Below are 23,755 nucleotides of genomic sequence, written 5' to 3'. Positions count from 1 at the left end.
GCGAGCGCGCGAGTCGAAAAGCCGCGGGCGATCTCTCCTCTCGGTCGTAGAGCGAGCTTGCGAGTCGAAACGCCAGCGGACGGTCTCTCTTCTCGGTCGTTGAGCGAGCTTGCGAGTCGAAACGCAGCGGGCGATCTCTCCTCTCGGTCGTTGAGCGAGCGTGCGAGTCGAAACGCCGGCACATGGCGCAAAACGGCGGGTGATCAGCGCACTGTCGGCCGCTACCCGCACAATGGGGACATGACGCAGCCGACGAGCTACGGTGGCAGGCCGCTGACGCCCGCCCCCGGTGCGCCCACCCCGGAGCTGCTCGTCGCCCGCTTCCGCGCACACGCCCGGCGGCTCGCCTGGTCGGCACTGGTGCTGCTCGTCGTCGCCGGCGCCGTCGGCTACTTCTACGGCAACCTGCCGGCACCTTTCGAGAATTGGATGCTGCTGGCCGGTGCCGCGCTCGTGGTGCTGCTGCTCGTCGTGCTGCCGTATCTGTCGTGGCTCGGCCACGTGTACACGGTCACCACGCGGCGCGTGATGGAGCGCCGCGGCATCTTCGCCGTGAAGCGCCGGGAGCTGGCGCACGTCCGCGGTTACACCCTCAAGGTGCACCGCGGCCTGCTGCAGCGCATGTGGGGCGCCGGCACGATCACGCTGACGAACGGTGTCGACGAGCCGCTCCGGCTCGCGAACATCCCGAGCGCCGAGCTGGTGCACGAGGCGCTCGTCGACCAGGTCGAGGTGAACCAGATCCTCGCGCACCGCGACGCGCAGCCGCTTCCTCCCGGGCCGCAGCCCACCGTTCCCCCCAGGCCCCCGCTGCCGCAGGTGTGACCCCGGCTCGTTCGTCATCCCACGGGTGCGGGATGATGGACGGAGGCTGACGAGAGGGAATGGCATGGCGCTGCGAGTCGGAGTCGTCGGGGGTGGGCAGCTGGCCCGCATGATGATCGCGCCGGCGGTCGAGCTCGGAGTCGAGATCCGGGTGCTCGCCGAAGACGAGGGGATGTCGGCATCGCTCGCCGCGACCGCTGTCGGCGACTACCGCGATGCCGCCACCGTGCTCGCCTTCGCCCGCGAGGTCGATGTCGTCACCTTCGACCACGAGCACGTGCCGCAGGATGTGCTGGCGACCCTCGTCGGCGAGGGGATCTCCGTGCACCCCGGCCCCGATGCGCTGAAGTTCGCGCAGGACAAGCTCGTCATGCGCGCACGTCTGCAGGAGCTCGGGATGCCGCAGCCCGACTGGGCGGCGGTCACGAACGCCGACGAGCTGCAGGCCTTCATCGACGACCATGGCGGCCGCGCTGTCGTGAAGACCCCACGCGGTGGCTACGACGGCAAGGGCGTGCGGGTCGTGTCGGCGGGCACCGAGGCCGACGACTGGTTCGCGACGCTCGCCGAGGACACCCACGGCGGTGCCCTCCTCGTGGAGGAGCTCGTCGACTTCACGCGCGAACTCGCGCAGCAGGTCGCCCGTCGCCCGTCGGGCGCGGTCCGCGCCTACCCGGTGGTCGAGACCGTGCAGCGCGACGGCGTGTGCGCCGAGGTGATCGCGCCGGCCCCTCACTCCAGCGACCGCCTGCAGCAGGTGGCCGCGGGCATCGGCGTCTCGATCGCCGAGGGCCTGGGCGTGACCGGGATGCTGGCGGTCGAACTCTTCGAGACGACCGACGAGCGGCTCCTCGTGAACGAGCTCGCCATGCGCCCGCACAACAGCGGCCACTGGAGCCAGGACGGCGCCGTCACGAGCCAGTTCGAACAGCACCTCCGCGCCGTGCTCGATCTGCCCCTCGGCGACACCGACCCCGTCGCCGGATGGGCCGTGATGGTCAACATCCTCGGCGGCCCGGCGGAGGAGTCCCTCGACGCGCGGTTCGCCGCGGCGATGGACGAGCACCCCCAGGCGAAGGTCCACACCTACGGCAAGGCGCCGCGCCCTGGCCGCAAGGTCGGGCACGTCAACGTCGTGGGCGACGAGCTCGATGACGTGGCGTACCAGGCTCGCGCCGCAGCATCCTTCTTCCTGGACTGACATCCTCGGAAGCGCGCCGTTGCGGGGAGTTTCCAGCCACGCCCCCTAGCCTTGACGAGTGACTGCGCCCCTTCATTCCTCCGAGGCGCCGCTCGTCGGCGTCGTCATGGGCTCCGACTCCGACTGGCGGGTCATGAGCGACGCCTCTCAGGCGCTCACCGACTTCGGCATCCCGCACGAGGTCGAGGTCGTCTCGGCGCATCGCACGGTCGACAAGCTCGTCCGCTACGGGCGTGAGGCGCGGGCGCGCGGGCTGCGCGTCATCATCGCCGGCGCCGGAGGCGCTGCACACCTCCCCGGCATGCTGGCATCCCTCACCGCCCTCCCGGTGGTCGGCGTTCCCGTGCAGCTGGCGACCCTGGACGGCATGGACTCGCTCCTGAGCATCGTGCAGATGCCCGCCGGCATCCCGGTCGCCACCGTCTCCATCAACGGCGCCAAGAACGCCGGACTCCTCGCCGCCCGCATCCTCGGCAGCGCCGACGCAGAGGTCGCGGACCGCGTCGAGGCCTACGCCCGCGATCTCGAAGCGCAGGTCGAGCAGAAGAACCGGCGGCTCAAGGAGTCGCTGTGAGCGTCATGAGTGCACCTCGCACCACGGCCCGCCCGGTTCGTCCGGGTGTGGTCGAGGAGCGCCCGATGAGGAATCCGGATGCCTCGTCCCGCGCCGTGATGACCCGCCGAGGGTGGTGGCTGGTCGGGCTCAACTTCCTCATCCCGGGTTCTGCGCAGGTGCTCGCGGGCAACCGCAAGCTGGGCCGTTTCGGGATCGCCGCGACGCTGGTGATGTGGACGCTGCTCGTCGTCGCGCTGCTGTTCGCGCTGCTCGCCCCCACGGCGGGGCTGAGCATCGTGACGAGCGCGTGGCTTCCCGACTGGCTCGGGCTGCTGCGCCCGCTGCCGCTGCTGATCGCGCAGGGGCTGCTGATCGCGTACGCCGTGCTGTGGGTCGTGCTGACGATCGACACGCTGCGCCTGGTGCGGCTGGTCAAGACGGGGGGCATCGCACGGTTCGCCATCGCGCTGGTCGCCGTCGGACTTCTCGTGGTCGCGAGCGGAACCGCGGTGTACGCGTCGAACGCGGTCGGCACCGTGCGCTCGACGATCAGCAACATCTTCGGAGCGAGCGGGCCGACCGTGCCCCCGTCAGACGGCTACTACAACATCCTCCTGCTCGGCGCCGACAGCGGCGAGGGCCGCGACTCGATGAGGTTCGACAGCATCTCGGTGGTCTCGGTGAACGCCGTTACCGGTGCGACCACGATCACCGGCATCCCCCGTGACATGCCCAACTTCCCGTTCGCCGAGGGCCCGATGCAGGACGAGTACCCCAACGGCTTCGAAGGGCACGGCGACCCCACCTGCGGCTGGGGGAGCGGGATCAACCAGCTGACGAATGCCGTCGAGCAGTGTCGCGAAGATCGCGGGACCGGGCTGTATCCGGATGCTGAGGCTCAGGGTTCGACGCCGGCGATCGAGGCCACGAAGGACGCGGCTTCCGGGATCCTCGGCATCGAGATCCCCTACTACGTCTTCGTCGACATGCACGGGTTCGCGTCGCTGGTGGACGCGCTCGGCGGGGTGGACATCAACGTCGTCGAGCGGCTCCCGAAGGGCGGCCCGCCCGAGGGCGTCGACCCGCACAACGTCGACGCGTGGGCGACCGGCTGGATCGAGGCCGGCCAGCAGCACATGGACGGCGACACCGCCCAGTGGTACGCCCGCTCGCGGTACACGACCAGCGACTTCGATCGCATGAGGCGCCAGCGTGAGCTCCAGGAGGCGATCCTCGCCCAGTTCACGCCGCAGGTCGTGCTGACCCGCTTCCAGGACGTCGCGGCCGCCGGTGCCGACATCGTGGAGACGGACCTGCCGCAGTCGCTCATCCCGACGCTCGTCGACCTCGCGGTCAAGGCGAAGGAGGAGCCCGTGCAGACGCTCGAGCTGACGCCTGCCGAAGGCATCGACGAGTTCAGCCCCGACTGGGCGTACATCGCGGAGCTCGTGCAGACGACGCTTCACCCGCCGACCCCGACTCCGGCGGGCTGATCGATGGTCGCCACGCTGCGCGTCATGCTGGATCAGCTGGTAGCGCCTTCCGAGCCCGAGTTGGTCGAGGCGTCGCGCGAGCTCGCGCGGGCGCTGGTGCTCGGAGCGCCGTCGGGCTGCGAGGTCGAGGCGATCGCGCCGGCCGGCGGGGTGGATGGAGCTTTGGACGCGGTGCCGGGTCTGGCGGGCGTGCGTCGCACGGCCCTGCCGCGGCGCGAGCTCGCGGCTGCGCTGCAGTTGGGCGTGGGTACCGGCATTGGCGGTGGGATGATCCACTCGCCGACGCTGTTCGCGCCGCTGGTGCGCCACGATCGGGTGCACGACCACGATCAGGCCGTCGTCACGGTCTGGGACCTTCGGCCGTGGGAGTCGCCCTCGGAGCTGCCCCGGGCGGTGGTGGCGTGGCACAAGGCGATGCTGAAGCGCGCGGTGAAGCACGCGGACGCCCTGGTGGTGCCGACGCACTCGCTGGCAGCGCGGCTGTTGGAGATCGCACCCGACTTGAAAGACCGGGTGAGGGTCATCGCCGGGGCGTCCCCTCTCGAGTTCTCGGTTCCGACGGATGAGGTGGGGCGGCGTCGCTCGTTCGGTCTCCCGGAGGGGTATGTGCTGCTCGCGGGCGGACCTCTGGGGTCGGAGGGTCTGGATGCCGGGCTCGGGGCGGTGGCGGTATCCGGTGTCGATCTGCCGGTGGTCGTGATCGACGTCGAGGAGGGACACGAGCCGATGGTTGCCGATCTCGCGTCTGCGGCAGGGTTGCCAGAGCGCGCGCTGCACGTGCGTGGGGTTCTGGATGCCTCCGACCGGGCCGCGGTGTTTGGTGCCGCGGTCGCGTTCGTGGCGCCTTCGCGCCGGGCTGCGTTCCCATGGCGCGTGGTCGATGCCCTGACGCTCGGTGTGCCGGTGATCGCAGCTTCGTCAGCGGTGCACGACGAGGTCGTGTTCGACGGGGGAGAGCTGGTTTCGGGAACGGATGCCGCGAGCCTCACGGACGCGCTCGGCGCGGCGTTGGCGACGGGGCTCGGATCGACCGCCGCCGCCGAGCGTCTCGGCGTGCTCGCGGGGGATCGCGGTCGCGCGTTCTCGTGGCGCGAGGCCGCCGACAAGGTGTGGATGCTGCACGCCGAGCTCTGACAGCAGTGCGTTAAGCTCGCGGATCGGCCTATTCTTTCGGCGAGGCGCCGCGTTACCATGTGTCCCATGCGTCACACTGGTCGCGTGGCTGCAGGTTACAGGGGGGCACGTCGCGCGCCTGCGCGACGTCGGGTCGATGTTGTCGCGATGGTGGTGAGCCTCGTCGCGGGGTTGTTGTTGGCGCCGGCGACAGCGTCGGCGGTTCAGTCGGAGCAGGTCGATGCCGCGGTGGCGGCGGAAGCAGCGGCCAGTGGGATCGCCAAGATGGCGGACCTGTCGCAGTTTCAGCCTGGCAACATCATCAGCGACGCGAAGTTCTTCGATCGCGGAACGATGACGGAGGCCCAGATCCAGTCGTTCCTGCAGTCCAGGGTGCCCAGTTGCCAGTCCGGGTACACCTGCCTGAAGGACGCTTACGATACCTCCCGGACGACGAGCCCCGACGCCATGTGCGGCGCCTACTCCGGGGGGATCCGTGAACGGGCGTCGGCGATCATCTACAAGGTCGCGCAGGCGTGCGGCATCAACCCGCAGGTGATCCTGGTGATGCTCCAGAAGGAGCAGGGACTGGTGACCCATACCTGGCCGTCGGACTGGCGCTACACGATCGCGATGGGGCAGGGCTGCCCCGACACTGCGGCGTGCGACACCAGGTACTACGGGTTCTTCAACCAGGTCTACGGCGCTGCGTGGCAGCTGAAGCGGTACGCCAACCCGCCGGGAACGAGTCAATACTTCACGTGGTACGCCCCGGGCAAGACGTGGAATGTGCGCTGGCACCCGAATGCCGGGTGCGGCTCGTCACCCGTGTACATTCAGAACCAGGCTACGGCTGACCTCTATTACTACACGCCATACCAGCCCAACGCTGCTGCGCTGCGTGCCGGCTACGGCGAAGGCGACGGGTGCTCGAGCTACGGCAACCGCAACTTTTTCCAGTACTTCACGGATTGGTTCGGCTCGACAACAGACCCCTGCGCTCAGCCGCCGTTTGCGCAGGTGAGCAGCGCAGCGGGCATCCTGACCGCCGCGGCGACAGTGCCGGCCAGAATTGCGCCGAGCGAGGGCTGCAACAACGACGCGCTGTGGCTGCCCGCAGGGTTGGCAGTGAGCGTACAGGCCGAGTGGAACAGCTGGTACTGGGTCAATGTCGGCGGCAACATGCGTTGGATGCTGAAGTCGCACCTCAACGCATCCGATGCGTGTGCGCAGCCACCTTATACGCAGGTCCGCTCAGCCAGCGGGACGATGGTCACCGCCACGGCGGTCACCGGACGGGCGACGGCGAGCACCGGCTGCTCCGCCGGGTCTGCACAGCTCGCTGCGGGAGCCCGGGTCACGCTGGCGGCGGAGTGGTCGGATTGGTACTGGGCGGACTACCGAGGTGCGATGCTCTGGATCCCGAAGAGTCAGCTCGCGCCGCCTCCCGAGCCCTGCACGCAACCGCCCTATTCGGAAGTGGTGGGCGCCGCGGGAACCATGGTAACGACGGCGGGCGTCACGGCCCGGACGTCGGCGAACGTCGACTGCACCGCGGGGTCGGTCGCGCTCGCTAAGGGCACGCGCGTCACGCTGTCCGCGCAATGGTCCGACTGGTATTGGGTGTCGGCGAACGGCGCGATGCTCTGGGTGCCCAAGTCCCAGCTCGCAGCGGCGGCGGACCCCTGCACTCAGCCTCCGTACGAGCAGGTTCGCGGCGCAACGGGGACGATGGTGGCTGCGAGCGGCCTCACAGCTCGGGTCGCGCCCAATTCGTCCTGTACGGCGGGAGCCATCAACGTGACAGAGGGCGTGCGAGTCACGGTCTCGGCGGAATGGTCGGACTGGTACTGGGTGAGCGCTTCGGGATCGATGGTTTGGATCCCGAAGGCCCAGCTCAAGGCCTATGCCCCGTGCACTCAGCCGCCGTTCGCACAGGTCTCGAGCGCTTCCGGCGCCATGTTCGCCGCAACGACGATCACGGCCCGCCAGGCACCCGACGCGGCGTGCGAATCCGGGTCGACTCAGCTTTCGGCGGGTACGAGGGTAGATCTCCTCGCGAAGTGGTCGGACTGGTACTGGATTGAGTCGGGCGGCGCACAGCTGTGGGTCCGCGCCACCGATCTCGCGGCGGCTGCGCCGTCGACGTGCGTGCAGCCACGTTACGAGGAGGTCGTCGGCGCGTCCGGGACGGCTACGGCCCGCGAGGGGGCCACCGCGCGTCCGGCGCCGTCCACTTTGTGCACCGCAGGTGTCGTCTCCCCCGCCGCAGGCACATCGGTCACGCTGCACGCGCGCTGGTCGAGTTGGTACTGGGCGGAGGTCGGCGGGCAGATGCTGTGGATTCCCACCGACCGGCTGACGCTGTCCCAGACGGTGACGACGACGGCAGCGGTGAACCTGCGCTCCTCCGCCTCGACGACCGCTCCGGTGATCCTGATCATCCCCGCAGGAACGTCCCTCGACGTCCGTTCGCAGACGGCCGGATGGTACGAAGTGTCGTATCAAAACCGGTCAGGCTGGGTCAGCAGCCAGTACGTTCGCTGATACCGCCGACGATCGTATTCAGGAGGCCATCGGCACGACGTCACCGAGCCGCGGGTGCGCGCGGTCTTTGTCGGAGAGCTCAGCATCGCCGAGCGGGATCGGCCACGGGATGGCGACCGTCTCGTCGGCAAGGTTCAAGAAGGTGTACTCAGCGCCCGCCGACCAATGATCATTGACGAGGTACGTGTAGGCGGTCGCGTCCTCCAGCGTCTGGAAGGCGTTCCCGACTCCGCGCGGCACATAGATCGCGACCGATGGGTCGATGACCGTCGTGTAAACGGAGCCGAACCCCGGTCCTTCACGAAGATCCACCCAAGCACCGAACACGCTGCCACTGGCCACCGAGATGTACTTGTCCCAGGGCTCCGCGTGGATGCCACGGGTCGTCCCGGCAGTGCGGTTGAACGAGATGTTGTTCTGGACAGGACCGAGATCCGGTAGGCCCAATTCGACCATCTTCTGCCGCTGCCAGTTCTCCTTGAACCACCCTCGGTTGTCGCCGTGCACAGGGATGTCCCACCGCTGCAGCCCGGCGATGGGTGTTTCCTCCACGGAGAGCGACAGCCCGAACCGGATGGTCACTGGCCGACCTTCGCGTACTTGCTCTCGGTCTCGGCCTTCTGCGGACGCCACCATTCCTCATTCGCCCGGTACCAGGCGACGGTGTTCGCGAGTCCCGTGGCGAAGTCGCGGAACTGCGGCTGCCATCCGAGCTCGTCGTGGAGCTTGGACCAGTCGATCGCGTAGCGCTTGTCGTGGCCGGGCCGGTCGACCACCAGGTCGTACGCGTCGATGGGCTGCCCCATCACCCCAAGGATCAGCTCGACGACCTCGCGGTTTGTCTTCTCGCCGTCGGCGCCGATGAGATAAGTCTCGCCGATCGCACCGGCGTCGAGGATCCGCAACACAGCGGAGGAGTGGTCGTCGGCGTGGATCCAGTCGCGCACATTCAGACCGTCGCCGTAGAGGCGTGGGCGGACGCCGTCGATCACGTTGGTGATCTGACGCGGGATGAATTTCTCGACGTGCTGCCGTGGTCCGTAGTTGTTCGAGCAGTTGCTGATCGTCGCGCGGACCCCGAACGAGCGGACCCAGGCTCGCACGAGCAGGTCGGAGCCAGCCTTCGTCGACGAGTACGGGCTTGAGGGGTTGTAGGGCGTGCTCTCGGTGAAACGCTCGGGGTCGTCGAACTCGAGGTCGCCGTACACTTCATCGGTCGAGATGTGATGGAAGCGGATTCCCGTGAGTCGCGCGGCCTCGAGGAGCGTGAACGTCCCGACGACGTTCGTCTGGACGAACGGTGCGGGACCGGTGAGCGAGTTGTCGTTGTGCGACTCGGCGGCATAGTGCACGACGGCGTCGTGCTCGTCGAACAGCGCGTTGACCAGTTCGGCGTCGCAGATGTCGCCGTGGACGAGACGGAACCGATCGCTGGGGAGTCCCTCGAGGGACGCCGTGTTGCCGGCGTAGGTGAGCCGGTCGAGCACGGTGACGGTGTCGTCAGTGTGCTCCAGGACGTAGTGGACGAAGTCGGATCCGATGAAGCCGGCGCCCCCGGTCACGAGAAGTCTGCGCATCGTTCCAGAATACTGTGCCCGCCGACGTGGGTTTGGCGGGATCGCGCCCCATGGTCGAGACTAGACGGCATGCGTGGAATCATCCTGGCAGGCGGCACCGGTTCACGCTTGCATCCCATCACTCTCGGGGTCTCGAAGCAGCTCGTGCCGGTCTACGACAAGCCGATGATCTATTATCCACTGACGACGCTTATGCTCGCGGGCATCCGCGACATCCTCATCATCACGACCCCCCACGATGCGGAGCAGTTCGAGCGGCTCCTTGGCGACGGCTCGCGCTTCGGCATCTCGCTGACCTACGCCCAGCAGCCGTCGCCGGACGGACTCGCCCAGGCCTTTGTCATCGGCGCCGACCACATAGGAAGCGACTCCGTCGCGCTGGTGCTCGGCGACAACATCTTCTACGGCCCCGGCATGGGCACCAGATTGCGTCGCTATCAGAACCTGAACGGCGCGGCGGTCTTCGGCTATTGGGTCGCGGACCCGAGCGCATACGGCGTCGTCGAGTTCGACGCGCGCGGTCGCGCGCTCACGCTGGAAGAGAAGCCGACAGCGCCGCGCAGTCACTACGCGATCCCGGGTCTGTACTTCTACGACAACGACGTTGTCGCCATCGCGAAGGACCTTCGCCCCTCCGCGCGAGGAGAGCTTGAGATCACCGATCTGAATCGTGTGTATCTCGAGCGCGGCGCTCTTCAGGTTGAGGTGCTGCCTCGCGGCACCGCATGGCTCGATACCGGGACCTTCGACTCCCTGCGGGAGGCGACCGAGTTCATCGCCACCGTGCAGAAACGGCAGGGGCTGTCAATCGGTTGCCCCGAGGAAGTGGCATGGCGATTGGGCTTCCTCACGGACGACGAGCTGCGCGTCAGGGCAGAGCCGCTGGTGAAGAGCGGGTATGGGCGCTATCTCCTGGAGATCCTCGCTCAAGGTCTGCACAGTTAGGCAGGTAGAATCGCACGGGCCCATTTGCACTGCGTGGGCGGGTCCAGGCGCGCACGAGGGATGCGCCTGCCATGTCGAGGAGTGAGCTTTTGCAGATCGAGCAGCGCGCTGACGTAACGAGTCCTGCCCCGTTTCCCGCCGGGGGCCGGCGGGTCATCTTCTACTTCGTGTACGACCACCGGGGCGAGATCGACGACTACATCCCGTACAAGCTGGAAGCGCTGCGGGAGTACTCCGATCACATCTTCGTGGTCGTCAACGGCGATCTCACGGACACAGGGCGTGCGCGACTTGAAGCGGTCGCCGATACGGTGTGGCAACGCGAGAACACCGGCTTCGATGTCTGGGCGTACAAGGCGGCGATGGAGGAGTTCGGCGAAGAGAGGCTCGCGGAGTACGACGAGCTCGTACTGATGAACTACACGTTCTTCGGGCCCGTTCGTCCCTTCGGTCCCGTCTTCGACCGCATGAACGCCGAACCCGTCCACTTTTGGGGCATGACCGACTACGGTGAGGAAACACCGAACCCCTTCACCAAGGAGGGTGTCCTCCATCGCCACAACCAGTCCCACTGGAACGTCGTGCGTCGAGAGCTCTTCCTGTCCCAGCAGTGGCGGGACTACTGGCAGAAGATGCCGCCCATCACCACGTACGTTGACTCGATTCTGAACCACGAGTCGCGGTTCACCCATTACTTCGAGGAACTTGGATTCACTTCCGGCGTGGCTTTCCCGGAAGCCGACTATCCGTCAGGGCACCCCGCGCTGATAAACGCGGATCTGCTCCTGGACGACGGGTGCCCGGTGCTGAAGCGACGTCCGTTCTTCCACTATCCGCCGTACCTGGATCAACATGCGGTGATCGGGCGCTGGACCATCGAGAAAGCAGAGAGTTACGGCTATCCGGTCGCCATGATCTGGAGCAATCTCGTCCGCAATTCGCAGCCCAAGACCTTACACGCGGATGCAGCAATGCTCGAAGTGCTTCCGGACGTGGACGTCTCATACGACCCGCAGAATCCTCTGCGCATCGCTGCAGTCGTTCACATCTTCTATGACGACATGACCGATGAGTTGATGGATCGCCTGGTCATGCTCCCATCCGATTTCGACCTGTTCGTCACGACAACCGATCACGACAAGGCCGCCACCATCTCGGCGGCGCTGGAGCGGCGCGCGGACGCTCGCGTGGCGCATGCCGAGGTTCGCGTACTCCCTTCGAACCGCGGCCGTGACCTCAGCGCGTTCTTCATCGGGTGTCGTGACGTGCTCGAGGTCGGCCGCTACGACCTCGTGGTCAAGATCCACTCGAAGAAGACCGTCCAGGACTCGTTCAATGCGGGACGCTGGTTCAAGCTCCAACAGCTTGACAACGTCCTGAACTCGCCTGGGTTCGCCGCGAACGCCGTGGCTCTGTTCCAGCGTGAGCCCGGGCTCGGCCTCGCGTTTCCCCCGATGATTCATATCGGCTACCCCACGATGGGTCGTGGGTGGTACGCGAACAAGGAACCGGCACGTGAGCTGTGCGACGAACTCGGCATCAGCGTTCCCTTCGATGACGTCTCCCCCCTCGCCCCGTTCGGATGCATGTGGTTCGCTCGACCGGAGGCTCTGAAGATCCTCACGGATCGCGAATGGCGGTACGAGGACTATTCGCCCCCGACCCGCCATAAAGATGGCAGCCTCGCACATGTGCAGGAGCGGATCATCGCCTACGCCGCCGCTGAGCGGGGGTATCACACTCGAACAATTGCGAGTCTCGAGCAGATGTCGATCAGTCACACCGCACTGGACTTCAAGCTCGATCAGATGGGCGCAACGATGCCCGGGTATCCAATCGACCAGATCCAGTTCCTCCACCGCGCGGGTTGGCTGGGGCACGGCGGGATCGTGGCGCTCACGCGTGTTTACCTGAAGCTGAACCACCCCCGCTTAGCTCGTATGCTCAAGCCCCTCGATCGCCCCGCCCGAATCCTGCATCACTGGTTGTGGCGCATGCGGCATCCCGGCGAATGGCGGGAGATCGAGCGGCGCCAGATGGAGGACGCCCGCGACGAGGCCCTGGACGGCGTCGCGCAGACCGGCACCGACTGGGAGCCGGGCGCGATTCCCCGGTGAGCGGCACCCGTGCCGGCGGTGCCGGAGCACCCATCGGTCTGAGCGAGTGGCTCACCGCGGCGATCGTGGGCGTGCTGGGCACGGCCATGGTCCTGGTCCGCGTCCCCCGCGGCGAGTACGACGTGCCGTGGGCAGAGGACGGCTTCCTGTTCCTGCCCGAGTTCCTTCGGTTGGGACCGGCCTCTCTGGTCGAAGGATATGCGGGCTATCAGCACCTGCTGCCTCGTGCGATGACAGCGTTCATCGTGTCGGCGGTGCCCCTCGAGTACTACGCGATCACGGTGTTCGTCGCGTGCGCGGCCGTCACGGGGGTCCTGGCCGCAGTGGTCTACCTCCTCGCGCGATCGAGCGTGCCCTATCCTCCCGCCCGCCTCGCAATCGCGCTGATCACCGCGCTCGTTCCGCTCGCCGGCCAGGAGGTGCTCGGTAACATGGCGGACATTCACACCTACGCGATGTGGCTCGGGCTGTGGCTGCTGTGCGCACGTCCCAAGGCGTGGTGGAGCAGCGCGGTCCTCGCGGCAGCGATGTTCGTGGCAGCGGCCACGGAGGTGCAGCTCGCGCTGTACCTGTTGATCGCGCCGCTCCTCGTGCTGCGCGATCGGCGCCGCCTTCCCATCGCGGGTGCGCTCCTGGCGGGGGTGATCTGGCAGATGATCACGTTCCTCACCGTTCCGCGGCCGGGATCCGGGTTCGAATGGATCGGGCTCGCTTCCCTGGTGAAGGGCTGGTTGCTCAACGTCGTGCTTCCGATGGCCGTCCCCCACCTCGTCGCCCAGCGCGACGTCGTCGCGGCGACGGGCATACTCGTGCCGCTGCTCGCTCTCATCCCGTTCGCCCTCGCGATCGTGTACGTGGCGGTCAAGGGCACAGCCGATCAGCGGATCCTGCTCGGCATGCTCCTGCTCACGGCCGTCGCGGTGTACAGCGCTGGAGCGATCGTCGACGGAACGGACGCCTTCCGTTACGCGGACGGCCCGACCGGACTGGGAGAGCGCGCCCAGAACGCTCGCTACGGCGTGCTGCCTCAGATGGCAATGCTCACGACCATTCCACTCGCAGTGGCAGTCTGGGTTCAGGCGCGTCAGGCACGTGCCCGGCCTGCGCTCTCGACCGCGTTGGGCTCCACCGCGGTTCTCGCCGCTCTGATCGTGGTGATGGCTGTTGCGTCGGCCTCGACCGTGTCGATCCGCGGCTGGACGGCGTCGCAGTGGTCGTATGGTGTCGCCGTTGCGCTCGAATCGTGCAAGGATCTCGACGCCGCCGCCGTGCAGGCCATCCCGATCGCCCCGTTCCGCACGGCCGAGGTGACGTGTGGAGACCTGCGGGCACGGGCCTCCGGCTGACCTACTCAGTCGACGATCGCGTAGATGAAGTGATCTTCGCCCGACCAGCCGAACGAGCCGGCGGGCTCAAGACATGGCAGGTCAAGCTCGTGTGTCGAACTGATGTACGCGAGCTCGGGCATGCGCTCGCCGACGGTGCAGGGCGACGCAGACATGACGAGCGCGTCCAGATTCGTGTTCGTGAAGTCGATGCCGGGCTCTTCCCGCCAGTCGAACCGGTAGTACATGCCCGCGCGGTTCCAAGCGTCCTCGTGGGTCCCGCCGGGATCCAGCCGCAACCACTGCTCGACATTCGGCCCCATCTGCTGGCGCGCCGACAGCGAGGGGGTGCCCGTCGCCATCATCATCGCGTCGACGAAGCCCGAGTCGCTCGCCCAGACCGTGCCTTCGGCGCGGGACTCGGCTCCGTACTCCATGAAGAGCCGTGCAGTGTCGCTAGCCCTCAGATCGCCCAGACCGAAGAGGATCGGCACCGCCGTCGCCGTCATCGCAGCAGAGGCGGCCCCGGCCGCGATCATCGACAGCGCGCGCCCCGGCCAGTACAGGAGCGCGAAGACGACGGCGGCGGTGACGACCGCGCTGAGCACGACCATCCACGTCGTGAGGGCAGGGAGATAGCCCTGCTGCAGCGAGGCTCCTGCGTACGCCGAGAGGAACGCCGCCATCGTCGCGATAACGAGGGGAACGGCCAGTCGGTGCGAACGCTTCCACGTGGTCATGTAGAGGCAGAACGCGATGGTGGCGATGAAGCCTATCGCGTTGGTCGCGCGGTATGAGGGCACGCGGTTGGCGAGGGGGATCAGCTCGCCAATCGCCCCCCAATTGAGGGTGCACCACGCCAGCCAGAAGGCCGCCACTGCGACCAGGGGAACGAGGGCGGCCGCGGTGGAACGGCCGGCATTCCAGCGGCGTGCGACGAAAGCCATCGCCAGAACGATGAGAAGAACGGTGAACGAGCTCGCGATCTCCGTCTGATTGGTATCAACCGCTTCGGTGCCTACCGACTCGAGCCACCCGAGATTGGTGGCTCCGAATACGCGTCCGATGGTGTGAGCCTCACCGGTTGAGCGTCGATCGCCCGGGTAGAGCGTGCCGAACGTCGCCTGCAGCGACGACCAGTTCTCGAGCATCAGCATTCCCGTCCACAGCACCCCTGAGAGGAAGAGCGGTCCGAGCGCGAGCAGGCGGTCCCGCCACGTCGTGTACTGGAAGAGTAGATACCCGGCCGTCGCGAGCACGATCGGAATGCCGACGATTAACGCGAGCGGCTGGTAGTAGGACGGGAACCGAGCGAGGAGTACGCCTGCCCCGAGTACCGCGATGGTGCCGACTACGTAACGTCTTGCGATGAGCTTGCGCGCTGCGAAGATTCCGAGAGCGCACCCGGCGGCGATGAAGCCGATCGTGTTGACGGGGCGTCCGGACCACCAGATCGAGGACGGGGCGAGGAAGATGAGCACCGCGGCCAGGTATCCCCACCGCAGCGAGCCCGTGATCTGCCGGAACCACACCGGGAGCCCGATGAAGAGCAGCAGCGTGGGGAGCCACCACTTCATCGCGAAGAGCATGGCGTTCGGCAGCACCTGGCCCAGCATGAGCAACGAGCCGTCGAAGAAGACGATGCCGGAGACCAGCCCGACCGGCAGCTGCGCGAAGAATGCGGGTGAGACGCTCAAAGGGTCGATCAGGTGGCCGAACCCGGCAGCCATCTGGCCCAGCCACAGCGTCGACTCAGTGTTGTATTCGTCGGAGCGGATAGGCTGCGAGCCGCCGATCTGGAAGCCGAGCGGCTCGGACGGATCCTCGCGCAACAGGCCGACGCCGATGCTCGAAGTTGTGACTCCGAACAAGATCAGGATGAGGTAGGCGGCTAGCGGGACGACGAACACGGCATTGCGAACCGCGAAGTCACGTACACGTCGCAGCGGGGAGGCGTGGGTCGCCATAACCTCGGATGCCGCGGTCATGACGGGTGCGCCGCGAGGACCGCGTTGATGCGCGTCGCGTTCCCCCAGGTCGCCGGGGAATCGTAGGGACGGTCCGGGAAGGCGCCGTACTCCAGACGGATGGGGAGTTCGTTCTCCGCTATGAACTCCTCGACCTTCTCGGCGAGCGACACCGGGAGGCCGGTGCTGCAGTTGACAACCCCGTGCACCTCCTCCGCCGCAGTCAGCGCAGCGAGCTGTCGACCGAGCTCCTCGACGCGGATGAAGTCGTACTTGTTCTTTCCGGTGGTGAAGGGGAGGGTCTCGCGGCCTTCGTCGACGGCTTCGAGTAGGCGGGCGAAGATCGAGCGATTCCGGCGGTCGTCGCCATAGATGTAGTAGCAGCGCGCCCACGCCAGACTCGTCATCTCGGGCAGCGAAAGCGGCAGCGCCTTGCGGAGCGCGTCCTTGGCCACGCCGTACAGCGACAGGGGCTTAGTGGGTGTGTCCTCGTCGACCGCGCCCTCCCAATACCCCACTTCGTGCATCGTCCCGAGGGCGACGATGCGGCGGACGCCGCGTTCTGCCAGCGCGTTCAGGAGGGAATAGTGCCCCGACACCTGCCCCATGTGGGCTGGGGAGTTGTGTGTGAAGCCGTCCTTCCATGCGAGGTGCACGAGACGCGGCGCCGCGTCGGCGAGGACGGCGGGATCGAAGCCAGGAGCGAGGATGTCGGCTTCGAGGCGCTCCGCACGAGGATCTAGCTGCGTGGTGTTGCCGGGGCGGACGACCGCGACGACGTCCATGTCCCTCTCGAGCAGACCTCGTACGACGTGCGGGCCGATGTAACCGCCCGCACCGGTCACGACGACCTTCGGCCGTGCACTCATGGCTTGACTCCTGTGATCCGAGGGTGGGGCGGGAGAAAGACCTCACCGCTCGGCCCTGCCGACAAACGAGAGCGCATGCGAACGCCCCACGAGAGCCTACCGTGGGGTGTTCGCTCGAACGCGAAGGTTGCCCGGGTATAGTGAGGAAGTTGACCGCAACGTAGGTGGAGCTTCTTGGACACGACTGCCCGATTCACGCGTCTCGAGGCGACCCCATTCACGACGACTGACGTGCGTGGACTCAGCGGCCCCGGCCGCGGGGGGAAGCTGGGTGAGCTATACGCCCGACGCGACCTCTTGATGCTGCTCATCCGGCGGGACCTGCAGGCTCGCTACCGCGACAGCGTGCTGGGGTTCCTGTGGACCCTCATCCGGCCGATCGTGCAGTTCCTCATGTACTACCTCGTGCTCGGCCAATTCCTCCGAGCGGCCGAAGGCGTGCCGCAGTTCGCCATCTACCTCTTCTCGGGCCTCACGCTCTACGCGTTCTTCTCCGACATGGTGTTCGGAGCGACGGCGTCCATCCTCACCAATGCGGGTCTGGTCAAGAAGATCTACCTCCCCCGCGAGGTCTTCCCCTTGGCGAGCATCGGCGCCGCCGGCTTCATGTTCCTCGTGCAGACCACAGTCCTGCTGATAGGCGCCATCGTCTTCCAGGCGCTTCCCGCCCCCGCTCAAATGCTGTGGTTCTTCCCGTCGGTGCTGCTCATGCTGGTCTACGGGCTGGCTCTCGGGCTCCTGCTTGCCGCGCTGAACGTCTACCTCCGCGACATCCAATACATCATCGACGTGGTGATGATGCTCGCGATGTGGGGATCGCCGATCGTGTACACGTGGACGATGGTGACGCAGACCTTCGAGCAGTTCGGCGTGCCCGATTGGGTGCTCGAGGTCTACACCAACAACCCCGTGACGCTCGGAGTGCTGGGGTTCCACAAGGCTTTCTGGGGAGCTGGCACGCCCGCCGACTATCCGCCGGACCTGCTGATGCGCATGGGTATCGCCGGCGTGATCGGCCTCGTGCTGGTCGTCATCGCCCACCGCGTGTTCAGCCGCCTCCAGGGTAACTTCGCACAGGAGCTGTGATGGTCGTCTCGTCGAAACCCGGTCCGGATGTCGTTCGCGTCGAGAACGTCACCAAGCATTTCGTGGTGCGCAGGGACAACTCGCTCAAGGAGCGCGTCGTCCACTTCGGCCGACGAGGCCGTGCGCACCGGGAGCAGTTCACGGCTGTGTCGGACGTGGATCTCGTCATCCACGCAGGGACGACGGTCGGTCTGCTGGGCCCGAACGGCTCCGGCAAGAGCACGTTGCTCAAGCTCATCGGCGGGATCGTGTCGCCGTCGTCAGGGGCCATCCTCACGCGCGGTCGCATGGCAGCCCTGCTCGAGCTCGGTGCCGGCTTCCATCCGGACCTCAGTGGTCGCGAGAACGTCTATCTCAACGCCGCGATCATGGGGATGACTCGGTCCGAGACCGAAGAGCGGTTCGCGGAGATCGTGGAGTTCAGCGGGATCGGCGACTTCATCGACACACAGGTCAAGTTCTACTCGTCCGGCATGTTCGTCCGGCTGGCTTTCGCGGTAGCAGTGCACACCGACCCTGACGTCCTGCTGGTCGACGAAGTCCTCGCCGTGGGAGACGAGGCGTTCCAGCGCAAGTGCATGGAGCGAATCGCGCGGTTCCGCCAAGAGGGTCGCACCATCATCCTCGTGTCCCATTCCGCCGCGCAGGTCGCCGAGTTGTGCGATCGCGGCATCGTCCTCAAGGACGGCCAGCTGGTGTTCGACGGCGACACCAACGACGCGATCGGAGCACTCCGAGACGTCCTCGAAGGGCGCCGCATCGGGGAGAAGCCTCTCGACGACGCCGACAAACCGATCCAGCTGCAGAGGATCGAGCTCCTCGACGAGAACCAGCGGCCGGTCACCGTCGTGGAGGCGGGGCGACCCCTCACCATCCGACTCCACGTCCGCGCCCACAAGGACATGCCGCAGTGGGCTGCCGGCTTCAGCATCGACACACCGATGGGTCAGATGGTGCTCGCATCGAACACCCAGCGACTGTCGAAAGAGCTTCCCGCGATCGCTGCTGGAGATGCGCACGTGGACTTCCACATCCAGAGCGCGGGCTTTGGGGCGGGGCAGTACTTTGTCAACGCCAACACCTCAGAGGTGATCGACATCGACTCCCACATCCTCTGGCAGGGCGCCCGCTTCACGGTGAAGACGCACGAAGAGAACCTCGGAACGGTCGCGGCCGCCATCAGCATTTCGTGATGGCGGCGCCCGTGGCGCCGACTCGTGACCGCGATGCCGATGGGCGCCCCTCAGCGGGGCGGCGCCGAGTACGTGAGGTAATTGAGCCGGCTCAGCTCGCGGCGGGCCTTGAGCACGCCGTCGAGGATCAGACCGATCGTCCATGAGAGGACTGCCAGGATCACGACACCGACGGCCATCACCGCCGTCGGAAGGCGGGGGACCAGGCCCGTGTCGAAGAACTCGATCACGACCGGGAGCCCGACCAGGAGGGCGACGACGGTGAGCAGGGCGCCCACGATCCCGTAGAACAACATCGGACGCTCGTGCCGGATGAGGCCGATGATAAGCGACAGGATGCGGAAGCCGTCGTGATACGTGCGGAGCTTGCTCTCACTGCCGGCGGGCCGGTCCTTGAAGCCAACCGGCACCTCGGCTTGGGGAACGCGAAGGCTCATTGCGTGCACAGTAAGTTCAGTTTCGATTTCGAACTCTCGGGACAGCGCAGGAAAGCTCTTCACGAAGCGTCGCGAGAAGACCCGGTAGCCGCTCAGCATGTCGCTGACCGGGGAGTTGAAGACGCTGCCGACGAACCAGTTGAAACCGCGGTTGCCGAGTTCATGGCCCGGGCGATACGCGCTGGTCGTCGTCTGGCGGCGCACTCCGAGCACGTGGTCGTAGGGCCCAGACCGGAGGGTGTGGATCATCTCGGGCAAGTCGGCGGCCGCATAGGTGTCATCGCCGTCGATCAGCACATAGATGTCGGCGTCGACGTCGGCAAAGGCTCTGCGAACGACGTTCCCCTTGCCTTTCGAAGACTCGCGACGGACGATCGCCCCTGCTGTGGTCGCCACGCGGACGGTGTCGTCCGTGCTGTTGTTGTCGTAGACGTAGATGGCCATCTCCGGAACCGCGGCGCGCAGATCGGCGACAACCTGCGCAATCGCCGCCTCCTCGTTGTAGCAGGGCACGATGGCGGCGATCGTGGATGATGGCGTGGTCAAGCAGCTCTCCTTGCCTCTCAGCCGCCCGGGACCCGCCGGGCGCAAGCGGCATCCAAGCTATCATGGGCGGTCGGCCCATCCTGCCGTGGCGGCCGAGAGGAGTGACATGACCGAGCCGACCCGACTCGGCGGTTTCCTGCGCAAGAGCGGCGCATTCCTCGTCGTCGGCGGTGCAGCGTTCGTTGTCGACGCAGTCGCCTTCAACCTTCTGGCCTTCGGCATCGACGGTCACGGCCCCCTCTACGACATGCCGCTCGTTGCGAAGGTCATCGCCATCGTCGTAGCGACCGTCGTCACGTACGTCGGCAACCGCTACTGGACGTTCGGCACCCGCGCCCTGCAGCGCAAGTTCTCGCGGTACGTGATCTTCGTCGCCCTCAACATCGCTGCGATCGGAATCCAGCTCGGTTGCCTGGCGTTCTCGCGGTACGTCCTCGGATTCGAGGGAATCCTCGCCGACAACATCGCGGGGACCTTCATCGGTCAGGCGCTGGCGACTGCGTTCAGGTTCGTCACTTACGACCGCTGGGTATTCCCCGACGACCACGAGAGCTCCGCACGCACGGCGATCGAGTCCGCCTGACACTCTCGGGACGACTCGGTGGGTCAGCCGCGCTGGCCGAACACCCGGCTCGTCCCACCGGCGGCGCGCTGGAACCCCCAGACCGTCACGCGCCACATCGCCTCGACGACGATCGCGCCGCTCATCTTCGACTGGCCGAGTTCGCGCTCCCGGAACTCGATCGGCAGTTCGACGATCCGCAGCCCCGCTCCGTGGACCCGCCGCGTCATGTCGATCTGGAAGCAGTAGCCCTTCGATTCGATCGAACCCAGATCCAGTCGCTGTAGTACGGCCGTCGGGTATACGCGGTAGCCCGCGGTCACGTCGCGCACCGGTACACCGAGCATGAGGCGGGCGTAGAGGCTGCCTGCGCGGCTGATGAGTCGTCGGTGTGCCGGCCAGTTCACGACGCTCCCGCCCTTCACCCAGCGGGATCCGATTACGCAGCCGAGGTCGGAGGCGTCGTGGTCGAACCGCGCGATCATCGCATCCAGCCGCTCGGGCGGGTGCGAGCCGTCCGCGTCCATCTCGACGACGAGTTCATAGCCGCGTTCATGGGCGTAGGCGAACCCGGCGGTGTACGCGGCCCCGAGGCCGCCCTTGCCTGCTCTGCGCATGAGCGAGATGCGGTCGTCGGCCCGAGCCATCGCGTCGACGATGTCGGCCGTCCCGTCCGGGCTGCCGTCGTCGACCACGAGGACGTCGACCTGGGCGGACCCCAGAGCACGTCGGACGATCGACTCGATGTTCTCTCGCTCGTCGTAGGTCGGGATGATCACGAGCGTGCGGTTCATCGAGCAGTCTCCTGAAGGTAGAGGTGGCGGGCGAGGACGTGATTCACGGCAGTGTCGTAACTGTGAAGACGTACTGGGTCGTGGCGATCAGCAGCACGAGCGCCAGAGCCGCAGTCCCGATGCGCTCGGGTACGGAGAAGGCGCGCCAGAAGAGCGCGTAACCCGCCAGTAGAAGGAACAGCGTCGGCACGAACATGACGCGAGGTCCGGACGCGTACATGGACGCGGAGAGCGAGATCGCGGCGAGGCTCGCGTACGCGCCGAGGATGAGAAGCGTGAGGAAGCCACCCATGCGGTTCCTGAGGAGCGCCAAAGGAAGCAGAGCTGTCGCGAGAAGTACCGCGAGCCACAGCACCAGCACGAGCACCGGCACGGGCTCATCAGGGACGCCCTTCCACACGGCGTGGAGATTGAAGAAGACGGCGCCGGATTCGAGCGGACGGATCGCGGTCAGGGCGAGCCCCGTCAGCGACACTCCGAGGGCTGCCGCCGAAAGGCCGTCCCACGTGCGGCGGCGGACCAGCATCAGCGTGATGAGAACCCACACCATGGGCAGTGCGAGACCGGTGTGGTTGACGAGTCCGTCCGTCACGAACCGAACTGCGTATCCGAATCGCTCGGGGCCGGGAGTCGTGAAGAAGTCGGGCAGCCAGATTTGGGCGTCGCGGACCGCCCGCTTGCTGTTTCCCGGCGCGAGCATGAGGACCAGGAACGCGGCCACAGTGGCGGCGCTCAATCCGGCGAGAACCAACGGGCCGCGGAGGGACATGCCGGTGCGTCGTGCGGCGATCGTGCGGTCGATCGTCACGACGACCATGAGCACCACCAGCACCGCGCCCACCTGCTCCGCTGAGCATCCCGCGACCACCGCCGCGACACCCGCCACTACGTTGATCGCGGGATGCGGCAGCCTTCCGCGCACGGCGTAGCGGGCGAAAGGATAGAACCCGATCAGCGCGAAGGGTACGAGCCAGAAGTAGTTCATGCTCCCGGTCACCCAGGTGAACCCGCCCCGCAGCACCCCCGCATCCATCAGGAAGAGCAAGGCCCCGGCGAGCAGCGCGGCTGCCGCATCGGCGGCCGGACTCGTGCGCGGACGCAGAAGGCGGGCGTAGGCGATGAGAGCCGCGACGAATGCGGCGACGAGGATCAGCGAGGTCAGTCGCCACAAGTTGAGGGGTGCCGTCGTAAAGAGGTACAGCCACGATTCCGGCAGCAGGCGCCCGCTCCACGTCTCGTAGCGATAAGCGACCCACTCGATCACCGAGTCGAACGGCTCGACGTGCTCGGCGAAGGTGAAGTCGTCGGTGCCGGGCACGCGGTGCACGCTCCGGAGGAGGTATGCGTACGCCACCGTGATGACGGCGAGCGCGACGATGAGGGGCGCCTGACGGCGCGCGAAGCGCACGAAGTTCTGCACGTCTTTCCGGTCTCCTGCTCGGGATGGGCACTCTCCGCGCCCGCTCCCGGGATCAGGAGATCGCTGATCGGGTTCCGTGAGTGGCGATGTAGCCGGGCCAATACTAACCGAGCGTCCGGCGCGCTCCGAATGCCGCTAGGGCCGCTCGGCAGCGACGTCCGCGTACTCGGCCGTGCGGACGTCCTCGCGATGGAGGCGGCGGTGCATGAAGGTGGCGGCGAGCGCTGCGGTACCTGCCATCAGCAGGTCACCGGCAGTGAACATGCCCCGAGAGACCAGGGCCACGGCCGAGGCCTCTGCGGTGGTCATCGCCGCGCCCATCAGCCCGATGAGCACGGCTTCGCGCACGCCGACTCCCGAAGGGAGGACGAATGCGAGCAGTCCCGCGGTGAAGCCGAGGCCGATCGCCGCGGACATCAGCCCGACGTTCGAGATCTCCACGCCCTCGCCGGAGAGAAGCCAGAGATGTGCGCCATAGGCAAGGTAGGACGCGAGACACCAGGCGACGGCGACTGCGATCGTCTTGAGTTGCACACGGTGCTCCAGCGGAGGGCGGCGGAAGATCCTCAGGGCCAGGTTCGCAAGCCATGTCATGACCGCCGGGTGCAGGCACACGAGCCCGATCGGGAGGAGGGCGAACAGCCACAGCAGTTCAGGGTGGCCGGACGCGATGTGCGGCAACGCCACCGCGCCGAGGAGGAGTGAGCACACCACCCCGATACCCACGGCGTACAACGACGTCACCAGCACCCGCGCGCGTGCGACGCCGTGTTGACGGCCCAGCTCCATCTGCGCGAGATACGCCCACACGGATCCGGGAACGTATTTGCCCAACTGCCCTACGAGCATGATCTGCGCGCCGCGGACCACAGGCACCGGGTGACCAAGCCCGCGCAGGATTGTCGTCCAGCTGAGGACGTTGAGTGCCATGCCGATGAGGAGGACGAAGAAGGACGCGGCGAGGCGCCAGGGTTGCATCTCCTGGATCGCCACCTGCATATCGCCCCAGATCCGCACGAAGTACCACACGGCGAATGCGACGACCGCCGTGATGAGCAGATACCGGACGATTATCAGGACCACGGACAGCCCCCTCCGGCGAGGCTTGTTCTCCGGTGGTGACGCGGGGTCTCGAGGTGAAGCGACGCCTGTCGCCATCGGCAGATCGGCGCCTTCGGTCAT

The 23,755-nt window shown here is 66.8% G+C and carries 19 protein-coding genes and 1 pseudogene; 12 read left to right on the top strand and 8 right to left on the bottom strand.

The genetic code is table 11. The features are described 5' to 3' along the window. The first annotated feature begins 240 nt into the window (after positions 1 to 240). The 6 genes from Q9R33_RS01335 (at position 241) to Q9R33_RS01310 (ending at position 7,735) form a co-directional block, all read left to right on the top strand. Positions 241 to 825: a PH domain-containing protein gene (locus tag Q9R33_RS01335; RefSeq protein WP_310247880.1), complete on the top strand. Its 585-nt coding sequence runs from the start codon at positions 241 to 243 to the stop codon at positions 823 to 825. Positions 826 to 889: 64 nt separating this feature from the next. Continuing rightward, a complete protein-coding gene (locus Q9R33_RS01330) occupies positions 890 to 2,026 on the top strand; it encodes a 5-(carboxyamino)imidazole ribonucleotide synthase (RefSeq protein WP_056370578.1) in 1,137 nt (378 codons plus the stop codon). A 106-nt stretch (positions 2,027 to 2,132) separates the two neighbouring features. After that, positions 2,133 to 2,600, top strand: a complete 468-nt coding sequence (gene purE / locus Q9R33_RS01325; protein WP_056370576.1) for a 5-(carboxyamino)imidazole ribonucleotide mutase — start codon at positions 2,133 to 2,135, stop codon at positions 2,598 to 2,600. Beyond that, positions 2,597 to 4,075 carry an LCP family protein gene (locus Q9R33_RS01320; protein ID WP_311292620.1) on the top strand — a complete coding sequence of 493 codons (1,479 nt, stop codon included), beginning with the start codon at positions 2,597 to 2,599 and terminating at the stop codon, positions 4,073 to 4,075. Before purE ends, Q9R33_RS01320 begins: the two co-directional genes overlap by 4 nt. A gap of 3 nt (positions 4,076 to 4,078) precedes the next feature. Beyond that, positions 4,079 to 5,209, top strand: coding sequence for a glycosyltransferase (locus tag Q9R33_RS01315; RefSeq protein ID WP_311292619.1), 1,131 nt, complete (start codon positions 4,079 to 4,081; stop codon positions 5,207 to 5,209). A gap of 147 nt (positions 5,210 to 5,356) precedes the next feature. Further along, complete coding sequence (locus Q9R33_RS01310; RefSeq protein ID WP_311292618.1) at positions 5,357 to 7,735, top strand: SH3 domain-containing protein; 2,379 nt, start codon at positions 5,357 to 5,359, stop codon at positions 7,733 to 7,735. Between the two features lie 27 nt (positions 7,736 to 7,762). On the opposite strand, the pseudogene Q9R33_RS01305 reads toward Q9R33_RS01310, so the two are convergent. Then, positions 7,763 to 8,317, bottom strand: a pseudogene (locus tag Q9R33_RS01305) (dTDP-4-dehydrorhamnose 3,5-epimerase family protein); the annotation flags it as partial. Beyond that, positions 8,314 to 9,312, bottom strand: a complete 999-nt coding sequence (gene rfbB / locus Q9R33_RS01300) for a dTDP-glucose 4,6-dehydratase (RefSeq protein ID WP_311292617.1) — start codon at positions 9,310 to 9,312, stop codon at positions 8,314 to 8,316. The gene rfbB and the pseudogene Q9R33_RS01305, both read right to left, overlap by 4 nt. 69 nt (positions 9,313 to 9,381) lie before the next feature. Between rfbB and rfbA the strand changes: the two genes are divergently transcribed. The 3 genes from rfbA to Q9R33_RS01285 all read left to right on the top strand — a co-directional run bounded on the left by rfbA (position 9,382) and on the right by Q9R33_RS01285 (position 13,720). Beyond that, complete coding sequence (rfbA, locus tag Q9R33_RS01295) at positions 9,382 to 10,257, top strand: glucose-1-phosphate thymidylyltransferase RfbA (protein WP_311292616.1); 876 nt, start codon at positions 9,382 to 9,384, stop codon at positions 10,255 to 10,257. A gap of 89 nt (positions 10,258 to 10,346) precedes the next feature. Further along, positions 10,347 to 12,374: a rhamnan synthesis F family protein gene (locus Q9R33_RS01290; protein ID WP_311292615.1), complete on the top strand. Its 2,028-nt coding sequence runs from the start codon at positions 10,347 to 10,349 to the stop codon at positions 12,372 to 12,374. Beyond that, positions 12,371 to 13,720 carry a hypothetical protein gene (locus Q9R33_RS01285; RefSeq protein ID WP_311292614.1) on the top strand — a complete coding sequence of 450 codons (1,350 nt, stop codon included), beginning with the start codon at positions 12,371 to 12,373 and terminating at the stop codon, positions 13,718 to 13,720. The genes Q9R33_RS01290 and Q9R33_RS01285 overlap by 4 nt, the downstream gene beginning before the upstream one ends. A 5-nt stretch (positions 13,721 to 13,725) precedes the next feature. On the opposite strand, the gene Q9R33_RS01280 is transcribed toward Q9R33_RS01285, so the two are convergent. Next, positions 13,726 to 15,570, bottom strand: a complete 1,845-nt coding sequence (locus Q9R33_RS01280; protein WP_311292613.1) for a hypothetical protein — start codon at positions 15,568 to 15,570, stop codon at positions 13,726 to 13,728. A 113-nt stretch (positions 15,571 to 15,683) separates the two neighbouring features. Continuing rightward, positions 15,684 to 16,535 carry an NAD(P)-dependent oxidoreductase gene (locus Q9R33_RS01275; RefSeq protein ID WP_311292612.1) on the bottom strand — a complete coding sequence of 284 codons (852 nt, stop codon included), beginning with the start codon at positions 16,533 to 16,535 and terminating at the stop codon, positions 15,684 to 15,686. Between the two features lie 300 nt (positions 16,536 to 16,835). On the opposite strand from Q9R33_RS01275, the gene Q9R33_RS01270 reads away from it, so the two are divergent. Next, the gene (locus Q9R33_RS01270) at positions 16,836 to 17,621 is read left to right on the top strand and encodes an ABC transporter permease (protein ID WP_311292611.1); all 786 of its coding nucleotides are present in this window, start codon (positions 16,836 to 16,838) and stop codon (positions 17,619 to 17,621) included. Further along, on the top strand, positions 17,621 to 18,814 hold the full coding sequence (locus Q9R33_RS01265) for an ABC transporter ATP-binding protein (RefSeq protein ID WP_311292610.1): 1,194 nt from the start codon (positions 17,621 to 17,623) through the stop codon (positions 18,812 to 18,814). Before Q9R33_RS01270 ends, Q9R33_RS01265 begins: the two co-directional genes overlap by 1 nt. 50 nt (positions 18,815 to 18,864) lie before the next feature. Here the strand turns inward: Q9R33_RS01265 and Q9R33_RS01260 are convergent, their stop codons facing one another. After that, the gene (locus Q9R33_RS01260; RefSeq protein ID WP_311292609.1) at positions 18,865 to 19,797 is read right to left on the bottom strand and encodes a glycosyltransferase; all 933 of its coding nucleotides are present in this window, start codon (positions 19,795 to 19,797) and stop codon (positions 18,865 to 18,867) included. A gap of 106 nt (positions 19,798 to 19,903) precedes the next feature. On the opposite strand from Q9R33_RS01260, the gene Q9R33_RS01255 reads away from it, so the two are divergent. After that, entirely contained in the window at positions 19,904 to 20,380 is a 477-nt protein-coding gene (locus Q9R33_RS01255) for a GtrA family protein (RefSeq protein WP_311292608.1), read from the top strand. Between the two features lie 23 nt (positions 20,381 to 20,403). Here Q9R33_RS01255 and Q9R33_RS01250 read toward each other — a convergent pair whose 3' ends face one another. From Q9R33_RS01250 to Q9R33_RS01240, 3 genes are all read right to left on the bottom strand, one after another. Further along, entirely contained in the window at positions 20,404 to 21,153 is a 750-nt protein-coding gene (locus Q9R33_RS01250) for a polyprenol monophosphomannose synthase (protein WP_311292607.1), read from the bottom strand. Positions 21,154 to 21,196: 43 nt separating this feature from the next. After that, positions 21,197 to 22,573, bottom strand: coding sequence for a DUF6056 family protein (locus Q9R33_RS01245; protein WP_311292606.1), 1,377 nt, complete (start codon positions 22,571 to 22,573; stop codon positions 21,197 to 21,199). Between the two features lie 135 nt (positions 22,574 to 22,708). Further along, complete coding sequence (locus Q9R33_RS01240) at positions 22,709 to 23,755, bottom strand: lysylphosphatidylglycerol synthase transmembrane domain-containing protein (protein WP_311292605.1); 1,047 nt, start codon at positions 23,753 to 23,755, stop codon at positions 22,709 to 22,711.

The sequence above is a fragment of the Microbacterium sp. PRC9 genome (genome assembly GCF_031844125.1).
Lineage (GTDB): Bacteria > Actinomycetota > Actinomycetes > Actinomycetales > Microbacteriaceae > Microbacterium.
The sequence above is the reverse complement of the archived record's forward strand: the minus strand, read 5'-3'. Positions and strand labels throughout refer to the sequence as shown.